General features: G+C 56.5%; 1 pseudogene. It reads right to left on the bottom strand.

Annotated features, from left to right (window positions below):
• Positions 1–260, bottom strand: a pseudogene (locus RTW80_RS29780) (mechanosensitive ion channel protein MscS); the annotation flags it as partial.

The following is a 260-nucleotide window of genomic DNA, read 5'->3' as shown; positions in this document are numbered from 1 at the left end:
CCTTTAAACGCCAGCGAGTTTGCACCGGGAAGAAACGGCCAGGCGGCGGAGAGAGCAAATAGCCAGACGGCAACGGAAATGAGCTTACGGGTAGCCCCCACGGTTTCCGGATGTACGCCGGGAAGTTGCAGACGACCAGCCTCCACCTGATTGAGCACCATCCTGAGAAGCTTCAGAATAAATGCGGTAATGAGGAAAATGATCAGCACAATCGTCAGCCCCGGCAAGGCCGAGACAATCGCCAGGGCGATTTGCTGCAC

This window comes from Escherichia sp. AM3 (assembly GCF_032029835.1).
GTDB classification, from domain to species: domain Bacteria; phylum Pseudomonadota; class Gammaproteobacteria; order Enterobacterales; family Enterobacteriaceae; genus Escherichia; species Escherichia coli.
This window is presented reverse-complemented; position numbering and strand designations above follow the sequence as displayed.